Origin of the sequence: Streptomyces flavovariabilis (assembly GCF_000725785.1) — a bacterium.
Taxonomy (GTDB): Bacteria; Actinomycetota; Actinomycetes; order Streptomycetales; family Streptomycetaceae; genus Streptomyces; species Streptomyces hawaiiensis.
In genome coordinates, this window is record NZ_JNXD01000011.1 from 436,793 (window position 1) to 451,150 (window position 14,358).

12 protein-coding genes and 1 pseudogene are annotated in these 14,358 nt (G+C 71.1%); 7 read left to right on the forward strand and 6 right to left on the reverse strand.

All coding sequences use genetic code 11. The features are described 5' to 3' along the window. Positions 1-7 precede the first annotated feature (7 nt). The 4 genes and pseudogenes from IO24_RS0121405 (at position 8) to IO24_RS0121420 (ending at position 6,075) form a co-directional block, all read left to right on the forward strand. The gene (locus IO24_RS0121405; RefSeq protein WP_031137775.1) at positions 8-1,462 is read left to right on the forward strand and encodes a bifunctional glycosyltransferase family 2/GtrA family protein; all 1,455 of its coding nucleotides are present in this window, start codon (positions 8-10) and stop codon (positions 1,460-1,462) included. Further along, a pseudogene (locus IO24_RS40925) lies at positions 1,459-3,551 on the forward strand (ArnT family glycosyltransferase). The gene IO24_RS0121405 and the pseudogene IO24_RS40925 overlap by 4 nt, the downstream one beginning before the upstream one ends. Positions 3,552-3,657: 106 nt before the next feature. Next, the gene (locus IO24_RS0121415; protein ID WP_031137776.1) at positions 3,658-5,154 is read left to right on the forward strand and encodes an MFS transporter; all 1,497 of its coding nucleotides are present in this window, start codon (positions 3,658-3,660) and stop codon (positions 5,152-5,154) included. Between the two features lie 144 nt (positions 5,155-5,298). After that, positions 5,299-6,075 carry a TetR/AcrR family transcriptional regulator gene (locus IO24_RS0121420; RefSeq protein WP_031137777.1) on the forward strand — a complete coding sequence of 259 codons (777 nt, stop codon included), beginning with the start codon at positions 5,299-5,301 and terminating at the stop codon, positions 6,073-6,075. Position 6,076: 1 nt separating this feature from the next. Here IO24_RS0121420 and IO24_RS0121425 read toward each other — a convergent pair whose 3' ends face one another. After that, positions 6,077-6,547 (reverse strand): PPOX class F420-dependent oxidoreductase, encoded by a 471-nt coding sequence (locus tag IO24_RS0121425; RefSeq protein WP_031137778.1) that lies wholly within the window; start codon positions 6,545-6,547, stop codon positions 6,077-6,079. 10 nt (positions 6,548-6,557) lie between these two features. Next, a complete protein-coding gene (locus IO24_RS0121430; protein ID WP_234335318.1) occupies positions 6,558-6,851 on the reverse strand; it encodes an STAS domain-containing protein in 294 nt (97 codons plus the stop codon). A 280-nt stretch (positions 6,852-7,131) separates the two neighbouring features. Between IO24_RS0121430 and IO24_RS0121435 the strand changes: the two genes are divergently transcribed. Together IO24_RS0121435 and IO24_RS0121440 are read left to right on the forward strand one after the other, a co-directional pair. After that, positions 7,132-7,854: a GAF and ANTAR domain-containing protein gene (locus tag IO24_RS0121435; RefSeq protein WP_031137780.1), complete on the forward strand. Its 723-nt coding sequence runs from the start codon at positions 7,132-7,134 to the stop codon at positions 7,852-7,854. Positions 7,855-7,909: 55 nt separating this feature from the next. Next, on the forward strand, positions 7,910-8,611 hold the full coding sequence (locus IO24_RS0121440; RefSeq protein ID WP_031137781.1) for a GAF and ANTAR domain-containing protein: 702 nt from the start codon (positions 7,910-7,912) through the stop codon (positions 8,609-8,611). Here IO24_RS0121440 and IO24_RS0121445 read toward each other — a convergent pair. The 3 genes from IO24_RS0121445 to IO24_RS0121455 all read right to left on the reverse strand — a co-directional run bounded on the left by IO24_RS0121445 (position 8,594) and on the right by IO24_RS0121455 (position 12,552). Then, the gene (locus tag IO24_RS0121445) at positions 8,594-9,415 is read right to left on the reverse strand and encodes a YceI family protein (RefSeq protein ID WP_031137782.1); all 822 of its coding nucleotides are present in this window, start codon (positions 9,413-9,415) and stop codon (positions 8,594-8,596) included. The two genes, IO24_RS0121440 and IO24_RS0121445, sit on opposite strands and share 18 nt — an antisense overlap. Before the next feature lie 88 nt (positions 9,416-9,503). Beyond that, positions 9,504-11,966: an MFS transporter gene (locus IO24_RS0121450; protein ID WP_031137783.1), complete on the reverse strand. Its 2,463-nt coding sequence runs from the start codon at positions 11,964-11,966 to the stop codon at positions 9,504-9,506. Between the two features lie 97 nt (positions 11,967-12,063). Then, the gene (locus IO24_RS0121455) at positions 12,064-12,552 is read right to left on the reverse strand and encodes a MarR family winged helix-turn-helix transcriptional regulator (RefSeq protein ID WP_031137784.1); all 489 of its coding nucleotides are present in this window, start codon (positions 12,550-12,552) and stop codon (positions 12,064-12,066) included. 216 nt (positions 12,553-12,768) lie between these two features. Between IO24_RS0121455 and IO24_RS0121460 the strand changes: the two genes are divergently transcribed. Continuing rightward, entirely contained in the window at positions 12,769-12,963 is a 195-nt protein-coding gene (locus IO24_RS0121460; protein WP_031137785.1) for a hypothetical protein, read from the forward strand. Between the two features lie 331 nt (positions 12,964-13,294). On the opposite strand, the gene IO24_RS0121465 is transcribed toward IO24_RS0121460, so the two are convergent. Then, on the reverse strand, positions 13,295-14,197 hold the full coding sequence (locus IO24_RS0121465) for an RNA polymerase sigma factor SigF (protein WP_031137786.1): 903 nt from the start codon (positions 14,195-14,197) through the stop codon (positions 13,295-13,297). Positions 14,198-14,358: the final 161 nt, after the last annotated feature.

Genomic DNA, 14,358 nt, shown 5'->3' on the forward strand with positions numbered 1-14,358 from the left:
CGGTTCCATGCGAACCGACTCTTCTCCCGGCACCCTGCCGGCGCGGGAGCACCTCCCGGCCGCACCAGCCGGTACGCCTGTCCTGGACGTAGTGATCCCCGTCTACAACGAGGAGAAGGACCTCCAGCCGTGCGTCCGCAGACTGCACGAGCACCTCGACCGGACGTTCCCGTACGCGTTCCGCATCACGATCGCGGACAACGCCTCCACGGACACCACCCCGCAGGTGGCGGCACGGCTGGCGGCGGAGATCCCCGAGGTCACCGCCTCCCGCCTGGAGCAGAAGGGGCGCGGCCGGGCCCTGCGGGCCGTCTGGTCGGCCTCGGACGCCCCGGTCCTCGCCTACATGGACGTGGACCTGTCCACCGATCTCAACGCCCTGCTCCCGCTGGTGGCGCCGCTGATCTCCGGTCACTCGGATCTCGCGATCGGCTCCCGCCTGGCCCGCAGTTCGCGGGTGGTGCGCGGCCCCAAGCGGGAGTTCATCAGCCGGGCCTACAACCTCATCCTGCGCGGCTCGCTCCAGGCGCGGTTCTCGGACGCCCAATGCGGCTTCAAGGCGATCCGCCGGGACGTGGCGCAGGTGCTGCTGCCGCTCGTCGAGGACACCGGCTGGTTCTTCGACACCGAGATGCTGGTGCTCGCCGAGCGCGCGGGGCTGCGCATCCACGAGGTGCCGGTCGACTGGGTCGACGACCCGGACTCGACCGTGCACATCGTCAAGACCGCGACCGACGACCTCAAGGGCGTGTGGCGGGTCGGCAGGGCCCTGGCCACCGGCTCGCTGCCGCTGGACCGGCTGGCCCGGCCGTTCGGTGACGACCCGCGCGACCGTGACATCGAGGACGTGCCGAAGGGGCTCGCCCGCCAGCTCGTCGGTTTCTGTGTGGTCGGCGCCCTCTCCACCCTCTTCTACCTGCTGCTCTACAGCGGCTTCCGGGCCTTCACCGGCTCCCAGGTCGCCAACGCCCTCGCCCTGCTGGTCTCGGCGGTCGCCAACACCGCGGCCAACCGGCGGCTCACCTTCGGGGTGCGCGGGCGCGGCGGGGCCGTACGGCACCAGGCGCAGGGCCTGGTCGTCTTCGGCATCGGACTCGCCCTGACCAGCGGCTCGCTCGCGGCACTGAACGCGGCGACCTCCGAGCCCGCGCACTCCACCGAACTGGCCGTCCTCATCGCGGCCAACCTGGCGGCGACCGTGCTGCGCTTCCTGCTCTTCCGGGCGTGGGTGTTCCCGGACCGGCGCGAGGACGACTCACCGGTACCGGCCCCGTACGGCACCACCCGGTACGAGACCTCCCGGTACGAGACCGCCCCGTACGACGCCCCCCGGTACGACACCGCCCCGTACGACACCTCCCGGATCCGCGCCGGTGAAGCCGCGGACGGCACCTGGCCGGACGCCACCCTGCAAATGCAGCCGGTGCGCCCGCACGACACCGATTCGAGGGACTTCCGATGACCGTCCACTTCGACCAGCCGGCCACCGGCAGAGACACCAGCCCCGACAGCCGGCCCCCGGCACCCGCGCCGGCCCACACCCCCGGCGCCCCCAAGAGGCCCTTCCTGCAACGCCTTCGGCACGGCCGGCCCGAGGACCCCCGCTGGGCCCGCCCGGCCTTCCTCGCCCTGCTGCTGGCGACGGCCGCGCTCTACTTGTACAACCTGAGCGCCTCCGGCTACGCCAACTCCTTCTACTCGGCGGCCGTACAGGCCGGCAGCCAGTCCTGGACGGCGTTCTTCTTCGGCTCGCTCGACGCGGCGAACGCCATCACCGTCGACAAGCCGCCGGCCGCCCTGTGGCCCATGGCCCTGTCCGTGCGGCTCCTCGGCCTCAGCTCCTGGGCGATCCTCGCACCCGAAGTCCTCATGGGCGTCGGCACGGTGGCCGTCGTGTACGCGGCCGTGCGCCGCCGGTTCAGCCCCGCGGCCGGACTGATCGCGGGTGCCGTGCTCGCGCTCACCCCCGTCGCGGCGCTGATGTTCCGCTTCAACAACCCCGACGCGATGCTGGCGCTGCTGATGGCGGTGGCCTGTTACCTCGTCATCCGCGCCCTGGAGGACGGCCGTACGAAATGGCTGCTGTGGGCCGGTGCCGCGATCGGCTTCGCCTTCCTCGCCAAGACGCTCCAGGCTTTCCTGATCCTGCCGCCGCTCGCCCTCGTGTACGGCGTCTGCGCCCCGGTGTCGGTGAAGAAGCGCCTCGTGCAGCTCGCCGCGGGTCTCGCCGCGATCGTCGTCTCCGGCGGCTGGTGGGTCGCGATCGTCGAGCTGTGGCCCGCGTCCTCCCGCCCGTACATCGGCGGCTCGCAGAACAACAGCTTCCTTGAACTGACCTTCGGTTACAACGGCCTGGGACGCCTCAACGGCGACGAGACCGGCAGCGTCGGAGGCGGCGGTGGCGGCGGGAACGGCGGCGGCAGCTGGGGCGAGACCGGCTGGGACCGGCTGTTCAGCTCCTCCATCGGCGGCCAGATCTCCTGGCTGATCCCGGCCGCGCTGATCCTGCTCGTCGCCGGCCTGGTGGCCACACGCAAGGCGAAGCGCACGTCGGTGACACGCGGTTCGTTCCTCGTCTGGGGCGGCGCGCTGCTCACGACCATGCTGGTCTTCAGCTACATGCAGGGCATCTTCCACGAGTACTACACGGTGGCCCTCGCCCCCTACATCGCCCCGCTGGTCGGCATGGGCGCGGTGCTGCTCTGGGAGAAGCGCGACAAGGCGTGGGTCTCGCTGACCCTGGCCGCCGCGATGACGGCGACCGCCGCTTGGGGATACGTCCTGCTCAACCGCTCCTCCGACTACCTGCCCTGGCTCAAGTGGCTCGTCCTCGTCGGCGGTCTGACGGCGGCCCTCGGCCTGATCTTCGCCGGCCGGCTGGGACGCCGGCTGGCCCTGGGAGCGGCCGGACTGGGCCTCGTCGCCGCGCTGGCCGGCCCGGCGGCGTACACCCTCACCACCGTGAACGAGGGGCACACCGGCTCGATCGTCACGGCGGGTCCGGCGGTCGCGGGCGGCCGTGGCGGCCCCGGTGGTGGTGGCGGTCCCGGTGGTGGCGGCTTCCCGGGCGGTGGCCAGAACCAGCAGAACGGCAACGGCAACGCCCAGGGCCGGGGCAGGGCCAGAACCAGCAGAACCGCGACGGCGGCCGTACGGGCGGCATGGGCGGCGGCGGTGGCGGCGTCGGCGGCCTGCTCAACGGCGCCGGCGTCAGCACCGAGGCCAAGAAGCTGCTGGAGACCGACGCCGACCAGTACACCTGGGCCGCGGCGGCCATCGGCGCCCAGAACGCGGCGAGTTACCAGCTGTCCACCGGCGACCCGGTGATGGCGATCGGCGGCTTCAACGGCACGGACCCGTCCCCGACCCTGGCCCAGTTCAAGAAGTACGTGGCGGACGGAAAGATCCACTACTTCATCGCCTCCGGCGGCATGGGCGGCAGCAGCGACGGCACCTCCTCCCGGATCAGCTCCTGGGTCGAGGCCAACTTCAAGAAGGTCACGGTCGGTTCGAGCACCTTCTACGACCTCACCGAGAAGGCGAGCGGCTGACACGTCCCTGACCGGACGAAGGGCGGTGGCCGAAAGCCACCGCCCTTCACCGTCTCCGCCGAAACTCTGTTGTACGCCGTATAGGAACTGTTCTACGGTGTACAGCATGACGACGACCCCCCAGGAAAAGGCCCCGCCGCACACCGCGCCGGGCGGTCACCCCCAGCGCTGGCTGATCCTCGGTGTCATCTGCCTCGCGCAGCTCACCGTGCTGCTCGACAACACGATCCTGAACGTGGCGATCCCCTCGCTCACCCGCGAGATGGACGCGACGACCGCCGACGTCCAGTGGATGATGAACGCCTACGCACTGGTGCAGTCCGGCCTGCTGCTCACCGCGGGCAACGCCGCCGACCGCTACGGCCGCAAGCTGCTGCTGATGTCGGGCCTGGCGATATTCGGCGTGGGCTCGCTGGCGGCCGGGCTCTCCCAGAGCCCGGCCCAGCTGATCGCGGCCCGAGCGGGCATGGGCGTCGGCGGCGCGCTGCTGATGACCACGATCCTCGCCGTCGTCGTGCAGATCTTCGACGACCAGGAGCGGGTGAAGGCCATCGCGCTGTGGTCGACGGTCAGTTCGCTCGGCTTCGCGGCCGGCCCGCTGATCGGCGGCGTGATGCTGAACCACTTCTGGTGGGGCGCGATCTTCCTGATCAACATCCCCGTCGCGCTGCTCGGCCTGGTCGCGGTCGCCGCGCTGGTGCCGGAGTCGAAGCACAAGGCCGGTGACCGGCCCGACCTGCTCGGCGCGGTGCTCTCGACCATCGGCATGACGGCCGTCGTGTACGCGATCATCACCGGGCCCGAGCACGGCTGGACCTCCGCGCAGGTGCTGGTCTCCGCAGTGATCGGCGCGGCCGTGCTCGGCCTGTTCGTGCTGTGGGAGCTGCGCACCGAGCACCCCATGCTCGACATGCACTTCTTCCGCAACCAGAAGTTCGTGGGCGCGGTCGCGGGCGCGATCCTCGTGGCGTTCGGCATGACGGGTTCGCTGTTCCTGCTCACCCAGCATCTGCAGTTCGTGCTCGGCTACGAGCCGCTGGACGCCGGGCTGCGGACGGCGCCGCTGGCGCTGACCGTCGTCGCGCTCAACTTCACGGGGATCGGGGCGAAGCTGGTGCTCAAGGCCGGCACGCCGGCGGCCATCGCACTCGGCATGACCCTGGTGTCGGCCGGACTGGCGGCGATCGCGCTGCTCGGCGGGCACGGGTACGGCGGGATGCTGCTCGGGCTGATCGTGATGGGCGCGGGAGTGGCGCTGTCCATGCCGGCCATGGCCAACGCGATCATGAGCGCGATACCGCCGGAGAAGGCGGGCGTGGGAGCGGGGATCAACGGGACGCTCGCGGAGTTCGGCAACGGCCTCGGTGTGGCGGTCCTCGGTGCCGTGCTCAACTCGCGGTTCGCCTCGCTGGTGGCCGTGTCCGCGGCGTCGTTGCCGGCGGCGCTGGCGGCGGCGGACTCGGCGGAGGAGAAGGCGCGGATCTCCGAGGCGTTCGCCTCCGGGCTGGAGACCAGCCAGCTGGTCGGGGCCGTCGCTGTGCTGGCCGGCGGTTTGGTCGCGGCGGCGTTGCTTCGGCGGGCTGAGCGGGCAGAGTCCGCCTAGGAGCTCGGGGTGCGCGGTCGTCGTGCGGGTGCGGGTCCACCGTGGTTGATCGCGCCCGCCCGGCGGAGCCGCACATCGACACAGCCCCGCGCCCCTTTGGGGCGCCTGGCATGATCGGCAGCAAGAGGTCGAGGAAGGTGCGCCATGGCGAAGGCAGCCGAGAAGGCCGCGCGGTCCAGCGTCTGGCTGGAGGGCACAGCGCACCGGCGGCGCGGCGGAGGGCAGGCCTCGGGGCTGGACCGGGCACGCATCATCGAGGCCACCGTGCGGCTGCTGGACGCCGAAGGGCTGGCCAAGTTCTCCATGCGGCGGCTCGCAGGCGAGCTGAACGTCACGGCGATGTCCGTCTACTGGTACGTCGACACCAAGGACGACCTGCTCGAACTCGCCCTGGACCAGGTCATGGGCGAGGTGCGGCTGCCCGATCCGGACGCCGGTGAGGACTGGCGGGACCAGGTGCGGACGCTCGCCCGGGAGTACCGGACGCTGCTGGTACGGCACCCCTGGGTGTCCGCGCTCGTCGGGGTCTTCCTCAACATCGGCCCCAACAACCTGGCGTTCTCACGGGTCGTCCAGCGTGTCGTGCGCAGGACCGGGCTGCCCCCGAAACGCCTGACGAGCACGATCTCGGCCGTCTTCCAGTTCGTGTACGGCTACGGCACCCTGGAAGGCCACCTCGCCTCCCGGGCAGCGGCCGGCGGCATGAGCGTGGACGAGTACTTCCAGCAGGCCCTGAGCGCCGTCACCGCGGCCCCGCAGGCCGCCGAGGTCCTGCGGGAATCCCAGGAGATCATGGCGGCGCGCGGCGGTGACACGGTCGCCGAGATGCTGGAGCGCGACTTCGAGTTCGCGCTGGAACTGCTGATCGCGGGCATCGAGGCGATGGTCACCCGCGAGGGAGAGGCACCCGGGGAGGGCTGACCTACTCCCCTTCCACCAGTCGCGCCGGGAACCCGCCCGTCGCCACCGGACCCCACCGCTCCGGCGTGATCCGGATGATCGACTTGCCCTGCTTGCGCATGGCCGCGCGGTACTCGTCCCAGTCGGGGTGCTCCCCGGCGATGTTCCGGTAGTACTCCACGAGCGGTTCGACGGAGTCGGGGGAGTCGATGATCTCGGCCGTGCCGTCGATCTGGACCCAGGGGCCGTTCCAGTCGTCGCTGAGCACGAGCAGGCTCACGCGCGGGTCCCGCTTGGCGTTGCGGGTCTTGGCGCGCTCGGGGTAGGTGGAGACCACGATCCGGCCGGAGTCGTCGACACCGCAGGTCAGCGGGGAGCCCTGGGGACCGCCGTCGGCCCTGCGGGTCAGCAGGATCGCGTGGTGCCGGGGGCGCACGAAGTCGAGCAACTCGTCCAGGGAGACGCGGGTGTTCGTCGCGATGTTCGGTGCCATGTGCGGCAGCCTACGACGCCAGGGCTTCGGCGAGGTTGTCGTACACGGGGACGTCCCGGCGCAGTCCGGTCAGCTCCAGGACGCGGCTCGTGATCCCCTCCGGGCGGGCCACCAGGCGCACCCGGGTGCCGGGGCGCAGCCGGTGCCGTACGTCGTTGATGAGGCGGATGCCCTGGGAGTCCATGAAGGAGGTCGTGGTCAGGTCGAGCACGAGAACCTCCAGCCGGTCGCTGCGGGCCCGGGCCGCGGACAGGACGAGCGGCAGCAGCTCCGCCGCGTTACAGAAGTCGATCTCGGCGGGCATGGTGAGGTGGACGCGACCGGGGAGGTCGCGCGGTTCTGTGGGATTCGTGAAGAAGGTCACGGCACTCACCTGGCAGACGTTCGTCCGGATTCCGGTAAGGCCGCTTCCTGACCCGTGGCGCCCATTCCACCATGCGGGAGGCGGGCGGTGGAAGCGCCCCGTGGCGGCGTCGGCCGGACGTCACTTGGAGGCAACCGAGCAGTTAGAGTGCTGTTCGTCCTGTGCTCGCAGTCGGGAATGTGCTGCGGAGCTCTCCTGCGCACGGCCAGATGGGCCGTGCATGCCGAAGAGGTTCGTGGTGGCTGCGTCCGAGTTTCCTGATTTGCCCCGTTTTCCGGCTGGCGTCGAGCTGGCCGAAGCCCTCACGGTGGCTTCTCAGCAACTGCACGAAACCCTCACGCCCCACAGCGCCCTGCGCACGGCGGTGCGGCTGGCGGTCCATCTCATGCCGGGGGCGGAACACGCCGGCATCTCCGTGCTCGAGCGCGGCAACAAGCTCCGCACCCTCGCCTGGACCGACGAGATCGTGCGCTCCGCCGAGTCCCGGCACACCGGCCGCGAACAGCACGGGCTGTGGGACCAGTTGTGGAACAGCCCGGTGGCGCGGATAGCGGACAGCGAGGCGGACGACGGCTGGGACGTGCTGGCGGACCTGGGACTGCGCTCCGCGCTGTCGCTGCGGCTGCGCACCGACCGGCGCAGGCTGACGGTGCTCACGGCCTACGCGCGCAAGCCGGGCGCCTTCGACGAGGACGCCACACGCGTCGGCCGGCTGTTCAGCGCGCACGTCAGCATCGCCCTGGACTCCGCGACCGTGCGCGAGCAGCTCACCGAGGCCATGCACACACGGGACCTGATCGGCCAGGCCACCGGCATCCTCATGGAGCGCCAGGGCATCGACGCGGCCGCGGCCTTCGAGAGCCTGGTGCGGGCCTCCCAGCGGGAGAACGTGAAACTGCGCGACCTCGCCCGCCGGATCGTCGGTGCTCCCCATACGCCCTGAGGTGAGGTGCGCGACGAAGGGCGTGTTCGGGTGGCGACGGGATACACGTACGGTCATGAGCTCCGAGACGTCCGACACGCTGGACCAGGCGATGGTGCGCAGCAGTGGTCTCGACACCCTGCTGCGCGATCTGACCGACCGTGCGGTCCAGGAGGTGCCCGGCGCGGACGCGTGCAGCATCACCGTGCGCCGCGCCGACCGGCTGCTCACCCTGGCCGGCAGTGACGGCCTGCCCAGCGGCCTGGACCTGCGCCAGTACGAGAACGGCTCGGGGCCCTGCGTCGACGCGGCCGAGACCGGCGAGGAGCAGTACGCCCCGGATCTCGCCGAGGAGTCCCGCTGGCCGTCGTACACGCAGTACGCGCTCTCCGCGGGCGTGTGCTGTGTGCTGGCCGTGCCGATCGCCGTCGAGGGCGAGCGCGGCGCCGCTCTCAACTTCTACGGAGTGCGCGCCGGGGCGCTGGGCACGGGCCGGGACGCGGCCCGTGCCTTCGCGGCCCGGTCCGGGGACGCGATCGACGTGGCGCTGCGGATCGAGCGCCGGCGCCAGTCGGCGGCCGATGTGCGCACCGCGCTGCTCTCCCGCAGCGTCATCGACCAGGCCGTCGGCATCCTGATGGCCCGGGAGCGGATCGACGCGCGGATCGCGCTGGAGCGGCTGCGCCGGGCCTCGCAGGACCGGAACGTCAAGCTCCGGGACCTGTGCGGCCAGTTGGTGGCGAGAGTGTCCACCCCGGACTCACGCCGCCGGAAGTGACTCGCCCTGCACGGCCTGGATGTCCAGCTCCACCTTGAGCGTCGTGCCGACGGCGGCGATGCCGGCCTGCAGGACCTGGTTGTAGTTCATCGCGAAGTCCTCGCGGTGCAGTTCGGTCGTCGCGCGGAACGCCGCGCGGGTGCCGCCCCACGGGTCCGGGCCCGTGCCGAGGTAGGCCAGATCCAGGTCCACGGGCCGCACGACCCCGTGCATGCCCAGCTCCCCGTGGACGGTCCACCGGTCGGACCCGCTCGCCGTCAGCCCCGTCGACCGGAAGGTGATCTCCGGGAACCGTTCGACGTCCAGGAAGTCCGGTGACTTCAGGTGCCCGTCGCGCATGCCGTTGCCGGTGTCGACGGACGCGGCCCGGATCACCGCCTCCACACGTGACTTGGTGACGTCGTCCGGGGCGATCTCGATCGAGCCGGAGAACTCGGTGAACCGGCCGTGCACACTGGAGATGCCCAGGTGCTGGGCCACGGCGGCCACGCTGGAGTGCACCGGGTCGACGGTCCACGGTCCGGGCGGCGGCAGCTCGGTGCCGCCCTGCCGGGCCAGCGTCACCGTGCCGACCTCGGCCCGCCCGCCCGCCGTGACGATCACACTGGATGCCGCGGGCGCGTAACCGACGGCCGTGACGATGACGGTGTACGCCCCCGGCTCCATCGGCGTCGCGTCCCGCACGGCGCCCTCCGCGTCCGCCTCGGCCCGCAGCACCTGCGCACCGGTCATGTCCGCCACCGTGACGACCGCGTGCGACACGGCCCATCCGTCCCGGGTACGGATCCTCGCGGTCAGTCCCATCTCAGCTACTCCTCAGGAAGAAACCGGCCCGCGACAGGGGGCGCACCTCCGCTCAGAGCGCGCCACCTGTCACGGGCCGGGGTCCGTACTACTCGCCGGGGTGGGCGAGTTCGATGTCGTGGGCGTCGGTGCCGGGGCCCGTGACCGTCAGGGCGGTGGCCACCGGCGGGTAGCCCGTGGCGATGACGGTGTACTCGCCGCCGTCCAGGTCGGTGAAGGCGTACGCTCCGTCCGTCCCGGTCGTGGCCGAGCCGACGACATTGCCCGCCTGGTCGACCAGCGTCACCCGGGCGTCGGCCAGCGGGCCGTGCGGGGCGTGGACGACACCCTGGACGCGGGCGCCCGAGTCCAGGTCGATCTCGACCCGGGTGACCCCGGTGCCGCTCACCTCGACGGGCAGGGCTCGCGGCCGGTACCCGGCGGCGTTCACCGCGATGGTCACCGCCCCCGGCACCAGCTCGGCGAAGGAGAAGTCGCCCTGCTCACCGGTGGTCCCGCTGGCCAGCAGGTCCCCGCGCACGTCCGTCACGATGACCATGGCGTCCTTGACCGGCTGCCCGCTCCCGGCGGCCCGCACCAGGCCGGTCAGCCCGCTGGTGCCGCTGAGCAGGATGTCGTAGGCGACCGGCTCGCCGTTCACCACGACCGTGGACGCCTGCGGCTGGAAGCCGTCGGCGGAGGCGATCAGGACGTACGACCCGGAGCCCGGGGCGTCCACCGCGTACGAGCCGTCGGCCTGCGCCACGGACCGGCCCAGCTGACGCCCGGCCAGCGAGATCAGCGTGACGGCGGCCTGCGGCACGGGCGCGGACTCGGCGCCGCGGACGAAACCACGGACCGGAACACCGCCCCCGCCGGACGCGGACTCCTCGGCACGGTCCACCGTGGCGACGGCGGCGAGCCGCTGCGTCCCCTCGGGCCCGGTCCCGTCGGCGGTCCCGGTCTCGGCCACGGCCCAGCTCGGCACGGTCTTCTCCGCCGCGGGAGCCTCGGCGGCCGCTTCCGCCGGAGCCACGGCAGGCGTCTGCGGGTCGGCGGTTTGCGCCAGCCCGCCCTTGGTCTTCAACGGGACCTCCTTGATGAACAGCGCCACCAGCAGCGCGAGCAGCGCCATCGGGGCCGAGTAGAGGAACACGTCCGCGACACCGTGGCCGTAGGCGCTCTCCACGACGGTGCGGATCGGCGCGGGCATCGCGCCCAGGTCGGGGATGTTGCCCTCGCCCGTCCCGGCGTGGCCGAGGGCCGCGCCCTTCGGGCCGAGGTCGGTGAGGCCGTCCTTGACGTAGTCGGTGATCCGGGTGGCCAGGACCGCGCCGAGGGCGGAGACGCCCACCGCACCGCCGAGGGACCGGAAGAAGGTCACCGTGGAGCTGGCCGCGCCCAGGTCGTGGGGCGCCACCTGGTTCTGCGTGCACAGCACCAGGTTCTGCATCATCATGCCGATGCCGAGACCCAGCAGCGCCATGAAGATCGCTATGTGCCAGTACTCGGTGTCGTAGCGGATCGTGCCCAGCAGGCCGAGGCCCGCGGTCACCAGCACACCGCCGCCGATCAGCCAGCCCTTCCAGCGCCCGGTCCGGGTGATGACCTGGCCGGAGACGGTGGAGGAGACGAACAGGCCCGCGATCATCGGGATCGTCATGACACCGGACATCGTCGGCGACTTGTCGCGGGCCAGCTGGAAGTACTGGCTGAAGAAGACGGTCCCGGCGAACATCGCGACACCGACGAACAGCGAGGCCAGCGAGGCCAGCGTGATGGTGCGGTTGCGGAACAGCCGCAGCGGGATGATCGGCTCGCTCGCCTTCGCCTCGACGAGGACGAACACCGCCAGCAGCGCCAGCGAACCGCCGACCATCGCGTACGTCTGCCAGGACGCCCAGTCGTACTTGTCACCGGCGAAGGTGACCCAGACCAGCAGCAGGCAGACCGCCGCGGTGATGAAGAAGGCGCCGGCCCAGTCGACCTTGACCTTCCGCTTCACGACGGGCAGGTGCAGGGTCTTCTGCAGCACGATCAGGGCGATCACGGCGAAGGGCACACCGACGTAGAAGCACCAGCGCCAGCCGAGCCAGTCGGTGTCGGTGATGACACCGCCGACCAGCGGGCCGCCGACCATGGCGGTGGCGAAGGTGGCACCGAGGTAGCCGTTGTACCGGCCGCGCTCACGCGGCGAGATCATCGCCGCCATGATGATCTGGGCCAGCGCGGACAGACCGCCCATGCCGATGCCCTGGACCGCGCGGAAGGTGATGAGCATGGCCGGGTTCTGCGACATGCCGGCCGCCGCCGAACCCAGCACGAAGATGACCAGCGCGAACTGGATCAGCAGCTTCTTGGAGAACAGGTCGGCGAGCTTGCCCCACAACGGGGTGGACGCGGTCATCGTCAGCAGGGACGCGGTCACGACCCAGGTGTAGGCGCTCTGACCGCCGCCGAGGTCGCTGATGATCCGGGGCAGGGCGTTGGAGACGATCGTCGACGACAGGATCGCGACGAACATGCCGAGCAGGAGGCCGGTGAGGGCTTCCATGATCTGCCGGTGCGTCATCGGAGCGCCGTCACCGGAGGAGCCGTGGGAGCCTCCCCCGTGCTTGGCATGAGCCCGCACACCGGCTGGTGTGGTCGTTGCCATGGGCTTCCTTTTCTTACGTGCTTGCGGGCGTACGGGTGGTCTGGTCGAAAGCGGCCGGTACGGCCCGGGCGCCGGCCCGGCAGTCGAAGCTCTGCCTCAGCCGCGCCATCAGGTCGGTGAGCTGGCCGACCTCCTCGTCGGTCCAGTCGCTCAGGCGCTCGGCGAGGACCTCGGTGGTCCGCCGGGACAGTTCGTCGAGCTGTGCGTGGCCCGCGGGGGTGAGGCGCAGGATGCGTGAGCGTTTGTCCGCCGGGTCGGGGGAGCGCTCGATCCAGCCCCGGGCCACGACGTGCGCCACATGGCGGCTGGTGACCGACATGTCCACCGCCAGCAGCTCGGCGAGCTTGCTCATGCGCATGTCGCCGTGGCGGCCCAGCAGGGTCAGGACTGCCGCCGACCCGCCGGGGCACTCGGCGGGCATGATCCGGCCGAGCTCCCGCTTCACCGCGCCGAAGGCGCTGAACTGGCGGACCAGCTCTTCGTACTGCGCCCTTTCGGCCATGACACCTCCCGCTTTCGTTGCTTAGGGCAACCATAGAAGCTGTTGGTTGCTACAGGCAAATAAAACGGGGAGGTGCGGCCATAAAAACTTGGCAAAGGCAAGTATTGCGGAAGTAAATGTCCTGGTGGCACGCCTGGAGGCAGGGGCCGGCCGGACCCAAACGGAATCCCAACCCCCACTTGGGGAGCCCCGCCGTTTTCGCTAGGGTCTCGGGCCATGGCTAACAACCAGGCCCCGCAGGGCAATCACGACCCCGCCGGCAGCACCCAGATGTTCCGCGCGTTCGTCGACGAGCCGCAGGCCCGTCAGGCGGCGGCACCTTCCGGCAGCGGTCCGCGCATCGGTCTCATCCTCGGCGTCGTAGCCGCCGTGGCGATCGTCGCGGCGGTGGCCTGGCTGGCGCTGGCGTAACTCCGCGCGGCGCCTGTGCCGTCCTTTGCAGGTGCTCGGCGCTGGTGCTCAGGCCGGGTGGGTGCGCAACCCGGCGGTGCGGGGTGCCGCTGCGCCCACCCGTGCCGCCCTTGGCGGCACGATTGCCCGCAGCTGGAGCCGCCGTACGACGCAAGGGGACGTGTCGGGGGGTGTTCGCCCGCAGCTGGTTGGCGCGTCAACGGACAGTCAGTCGGTGAGGGGGTCCATCGCGCCGTTCCGAGGACGGACACCCCCCGGCGCGGCCCCGACCCACCACCCGGCGTCAGGCGCAGGCATACGGCGCGGCCCCGACGACCGCGCCCCAGCCCCCTCAGTCCGAGATCAGGCCTTCCCGGAGCTGTGCCAGCGTCCGGGTCAGCAGCCGGGAGACGTGCATCTGCGAGATGCCGACCTCCTCGCCGATCTGCGACTGCGTCATGTTCGCGAAGAAGCGGAGCATGATGATCCGCCGTTCACGCGGCGGCAGCTTCGCCAGCAGCGGCTTCAGGGACTCCCGGTACTCCACGCCCTCCAGCGCGGTGTCCTCGTACCCCAGCCGGTCCGCCAGCGACCCCTCACCACCGTCGTCCTCCGGCGCGGGCGAGTCCAGCGAGGACGCCGTGTAGGCGTTCCCCACCGCCAGCCCGTCGACGACGTCCTCCTCGGACACCCCGAGCACGGCGGCGAGTTCGGTCACCGTCGGCGACCGGTCCAGTTTCTGCGAGAGCTCGTCACTGGCCTTGGTCAGAGCGAGCCGCAGCTCCTGCAGCCGGCGCGGCACCCGCACCGACCACGAGGTGTCCCGGAAGAACCGCTTGATCTCCCCGACCACCGTCGGCATCGCGAACGTCGGGAACTCCACGCCCCGTTCGCAGTCGAACCGGTCGATCGCCTTGATCAGCCCGATCGTGCCGACCTGGACGATGTCCTCCATCGGCTCGTTCCGGGACCGGAACCGCGCGGCGGCGTACCGCACCAGCGGGAGATTGAGCTCGATCAGCGTGTCACGGACGTACGCACGCTCGGGGCTGTCCTCGTCGAGCGCGGCCAGCCGCAGGAACAGGGAGCGGGACAGGGTGCGGGTGTCGATGGCGCCCGCAGTCGGAAGGACCGGGACGGGCTCGGCCGGGAGGGCCGGTACGTCATCGATGGAGCCGAGTGAGTCGAGAGCATGGGGAGCTGACTCGCTCTCCGCGAGCGTGAGCACCTTCGAGCTGCCCTGTTCTGCGGACATGCCACCCCCTTTGGGTCGCGGACGGTCGCGGCGGACGTCCCCGCCTGAGGAACGCAGCCTTCACCTGAATACCGGAGCCGAAGCTCCGGCAAACGCGCTTCCCGCAGAATGTCACATGTCGGCAACACGCTGTAGTGACATGTCGACATCTGAGACGCGAA

What these genes read in the sequence shown, in the direction of transcription:
- IO24_RS0121405 (WP_031137775.1), top strand. Translation starts at nt 8, where the DNA reads ATGCGAACCGACTCTTCTCCCGGCACCCTGCCGGCGCGGGAGCACCTC.
- IO24_RS0121425 (WP_031137778.1), bottom strand. Translation starts at nt 6,547, where the DNA reads ATGGCACCGAACATCGCGACGAACACCCGCGTCTCCCTGGACGAGTTG.
- IO24_RS0121420 (WP_031137777.1), top strand. Translation starts at nt 5,299, where the DNA reads ATGGCGAAGGCAGCCGAGAAGGCCGCGCGGTCCAGCGTCTGGCTGGAG.
- IO24_RS0121460 (WP_031137785.1), top strand. Translation starts at nt 12,769, where the DNA reads ATGGCTAACAACCAGGCCCCGCAGGGCAATCACGACCCCGCCGGCAGC.
- IO24_RS0121445 (WP_031137782.1), bottom strand. Translation starts at nt 9,415, where the DNA reads ATGGGACTGACCGCGAGGATCCGTACCCGGGACGGATGGGCCGTGTCG.
- IO24_RS0121450 (WP_031137783.1), bottom strand. Translation starts at nt 11,966, where the DNA reads ATGACGCACCGGCAGATCATGGAAGCCCTCACCGGCCTCCTGCTCGGC.
- IO24_RS0121440 (WP_031137781.1), top strand. Translation starts at nt 7,910, where the DNA reads ATGAGCTCCGAGACGTCCGACACGCTGGACCAGGCGATGGTGCGCAGC.
- IO24_RS0121415 (WP_031137776.1), top strand. Translation starts at nt 3,658, where the DNA reads ATGACGACGACCCCCCAGGAAAAGGCCCCGCCGCACACCGCGCCGGGC.
- IO24_RS0121435 (WP_031137780.1), top strand. Translation starts at nt 7,132, where the DNA reads ATGCCGAAGAGGTTCGTGGTGGCTGCGTCCGAGTTTCCTGATTTGCCC.
- IO24_RS0121430 (WP_234335318.1), bottom strand. Translation starts at nt 6,851, where the DNA reads ATGCCCGCCGAGATCGACTTCTGTAACGCGGCGGAGCTGCTGCCGCTC.
- IO24_RS0121465 (WP_031137786.1), bottom strand. Translation starts at nt 14,197, where the DNA reads ATGTCCGCAGAACAGGGCAGCTCGAAGGTGCTCACGCTCGCGGAGAGC.
- IO24_RS0121455 (WP_031137784.1), bottom strand. Translation starts at nt 12,552, where the DNA reads ATGGCCGAAAGGGCGCAGTACGAAGAGCTGGTCCGCCAGTTCAGCGCC.